The following is a 3,641-nucleotide window of genomic DNA, read 5'->3' as shown; positions in this document are numbered from 1 at the left end:
CGGCCACCGCCCAGGGGCGGTCGACGGTGGCGACGGCCGTGAGATGGGCGGCGACCTGCTCGGCCGGCCGGCCGCGCCGGTGCAGCATGTCCGCGGCGGCGGTGTGCGCACGCTCGCGTTCCGACGGGGTCATCGTCGACTCGACGGCGTCCCGTACCACCGGGTGGACGAAGCGCGGCTCGTGCGCGTCGGTGAGCAGACCGATGTCGCGCAGCGCGCGCAGCGCGGCGGCGAAGCCTTCCTCGTCGAGTCCGGACAGCTGCCGGACGAGGGCAGGGTCGTCCTGGGTGCCGAAGGACGCGACGGCCGCCGCCAGGGCGGCCACCCCGGGCGGCTGCGTCCGCAGCAGGCTGGCGAGTCGTTCGCGCAGCGCCGAGGGGCGCAACGCGCTTGCCTGCGCGCTGTGTTCGGCGGTCGGCGGAAAGCCGGCGCCCGCCATGGTCAGCAGTACGGACGTCAGGAACAGAGGGTTGCCCGCCGAGGTCTCGTGGCAGGCGCGGGCGTACTCGTCATGGCCCGGTGTGCCGTACTGGGCACGTATCAGGGCTCTGGTGGCGTCGAGCGACAGCGGCGCCGGGCGCAGGATCCCGGTGGCCGCGTCGGCGACCTCCCGTACCGCGCTGTGGCGGGCCCTGGCGTCCCCGTCGCGCAGGGTGCAGACGACAACGGCGGCCGGCGCCGCACTTCCTTGGCGCCGGCCGGCCGGTCGGGCGAGGCGGGCCAGCCAGCGCAGCGAAGGGACGTCCGCCCATTGCAGGTCGTCCACCAGGATGAGCAGCCTGGTGTGCGGGGCGGCGCCGGCGAGCAGTGCTCGCGGGTCGAACGGGTCCGTGAACGGGTCCGTATGGGCGGAAGTCGCGGTGGCGGCCCCGGTGTCGGCGCCGGCGGGCGGCAGGCTGTCGAACAGTTGGTGGACGACGCCGTGCGCGAAGTCCTGCTCCATCGGTGCCGCGTTGGCCCGCAGGACACGTACGTCCTGGCCGGCCGCCAGGTCGGGCAGGCTCCGCAGCAGTACGGAGCGTCCGATACCGACGGGCCCCGTGACGAGGACCAGCGACGAGGTGCCCCCCCCTGCGGCTCTCAAGGCGGCTTCCACACAGGCCAGTTCGGTGTCCCGTTCAAGAAGCATCGGTCGGCCGTCCTTTCGTGGCCCGCACCGGCGCCGGCGCCGGCTCGTCAGGCCGGCGCTTCCGCAGCGGTGGTACGGCCCGACGGGGGTTCGGACCGTACATCGACTTCATGGTTCTCGGGTTCGGAGTTCCGCCACTCCGGCCTGTCACACGCACCGCCTCGCTCAGCTCGCTTCAGCTCTGTCGGCGTGACTCGAACGCCCAGCCAGGTGGTTGTCTGTCGGGGATGTCGGGAGTGCGCAGGACGGCGCCGAGTTCGGTACGGCGGCTGACACCGAGTTTCCGGTAGACGCTGGTCAGATGCGTCTCCACGGTCCGTACGGTGACGAAGAGGGACTCCGCTATGGACCGGTTGCTCGCTCCGTCGGCGGCCAGTCCCGCCACCCTGCGTTCCATCGCGGTCAGCATGTCCAGCGGACAGGCGCTCATCTTGCGCATCCTGCCGCCCGCGGTGACCAGCAGCTTGCGCGAGTCCCCGGCGAGCGCGAGGGCGCCGCAGCGCTGGGCGAGGTCGGCGGCGGTGCGCAGGTGTTCGCGGGCCGCGCGCTGGTCGCCGGTCTTCAGCAGGGCCCGGCCGAGGAGGTACTCGGCCTTGGCGTGTTCGCCCCGGGCGGGCGAATCGGCCAGCAGCCGGACCGATTCGGTGATCAGCTCGACACCGGCCCCGCCCGGAGTGGTCATCCCGTCGGCCAGCACGGCGAGGCCCCGTACCCGCGGTGTTCCCCACTGCGCGGCCAACTCGCTGCTGTACTCGATGATTTCCCGGGCCTCGTCGGCCCGGTTCATGCCCGCCAGCAGACACGCGGCCTCCGCCCACCAGGGCAGGAACGCCGGGTTGGTGAAGCGGGCCTGTGCCAGGGACTCGCCGCACCGCAGGTACAGACCGAGCGCCGCCTCCGGGTCGCCGAGTGCCCGCCGGGCGCGGGCGCGGGCCATCAGGTACCAGTGATGTTCGATGACGAAACGGTCGAGGGACGGGGGCTTGATACCGGCCAGCAGTTCCTCGGCCCGTTCGGGCTCGCCCCGGTCCACCAGTACGGTCGCGAGCGCGGCCTGCGCGAGCGGCGCGCTCTCACGCCAGTTCTCCTGGGTGATGATCTCGATCGACGTCTGGGCGTCGGCGAGCGCGTCGGGGATCGCGCCCATGTTGTGCAGCAGCAGGGCCCGGGCGGACAGGGCGGCCACGTAGGTCCAGACGGCGCCGTTGTCCTGGCCGTACTGGAGAAGGCGGTCCAGCGCGTCCAGGGCCTCACCGACCTCGTCGGCCAGGGTGAGGGCGAAGGCCGAGGTGATCAGCAGCCAGCTCTCCAGCTCGCATCCCTGGAACCGCAGGGCCCGGCGGGCCTGTTCGACCGTCTGCTCGGCGGAGTGGCCCCCCATCGCGTTCAGCACGGTCATCATGGAGAGCATCTGGCGCTCGGCCGGGGTGTCACCGGGCGGGGCGGTCAGCCGCTCGGCCCGGTCGCGGACCGTGGAGATCGTCGTCTTCTCCCTCGCCCCGACGATCAGCAGAACTGATTCGAGCTGCGTGCGCAGTTCGCGGTCGGCCGGGTCGACGGGGCAGGTGCCGGTCCCGAGTCCGGCGTCCAGGTCCGCCAGGGCCTCTTCGACGACCCGTACCCCGGTGCGTGACTTCTGTACGGCGAGGCAGGTCATGCCGTACTGGACGGCGACCTTCGCCTTGGTGCGGATGTCGTCGGAGCGGGCCAGCGCCTCGTCCAGCAGCCGGATGGCGTGCGGCGGATCGCTCTCCGCGAGCGACTTGGCCATCTGGAGGCGCAGCCGCACACTGTCCGGCTCCGCCTCCAGCACCCGGTACAGATAGCGCACCGCCGTGTCGGGCGCTCCCCGGCTGCCGGCCTGGTCCGCCGCGTCCCTGAGTACGTCCGGCATCCAGGGCTGCGGCAGCGCGGGCAGCAGCATGAGCTGACCGGCGGCATGCTCGGCGGGCCGGCCTGCGTCGCTGAGCAACAGCGCTGCCCTGGTGCGGAGTTGGGCCAGACCGTGGGCGCCGATCGGTTCGAGTACGGCCGAGCGCAGCGAGTCGTGGATCAGCTCCGTCCGGTCCGGCGCGACGAATCCGGCGCACCGCAGGATCAGCAGGGCCCGCGCCACGAGCGTGGGGGCCACCCCGACGAGGGGGCCGACCAGGTCGGCTGACTCCTCACCGAGGACGGCGACGGCTGTGGCCACGTCGCGCACCCAGGGCGGCTGCCGGTCCAGCAGTCCCTGGACCGAGTCCGCGGCGACCTCGCCGCCGACCTCGGCGACGCGGCCCACCCCGTGCTCGTCCGGCCGTACGCCTTCGGCGCGCAGCGCGTCCAGCAGCCGGCCGAGGGTGCGGGGGTTGCCGCCGGAGACGGCCGTGGCCTGCTCGACGAAGGTCCGTTCGGCGGGGTCCGCCGTAGCGGCGGTGACGGCGGCGGCAGGGGCGGGGGGTTGGCCGCGGGCGGGGACGTGCGTACCTGCGCCGAGCGGAAGGATCCGCCGCACCATCTCCCCGACGTCCGT

The 3,641-nt window shown here is 73.2% G+C and carries 2 protein-coding genes; both read right to left on the bottom strand.

What is annotated here, in order from left to right; all coding sequences use genetic code 11:
- A partial coding sequence (locus HY68_RS28810) for an AAA family ATPase (RefSeq protein ID WP_157874463.1) occupies positions 1 to 1,129 on the bottom strand: 1,129 nt, incomplete at its 3' end.
- 175 nt (positions 1,130 to 1,304) lie between these two features.
- A partial coding sequence (locus tag HY68_RS28805; RefSeq protein ID WP_052457215.1) for a LuxR C-terminal-related transcriptional regulator occupies positions 1,305 to 3,641 on the bottom strand: 2,337 nt, incomplete at its 5' end.

Origin of the sequence: Streptomyces sp. AcH 505, from assembly GCF_000818175.1 — a bacterium.
GTDB lineage: Bacteria > Actinomycetota > Actinomycetes > Streptomycetales > Streptomycetaceae > Streptomyces.
Note: the sequence above shows the minus strand (reverse complement) of the source record. Positions and strands in the feature narration are given on the sequence as shown.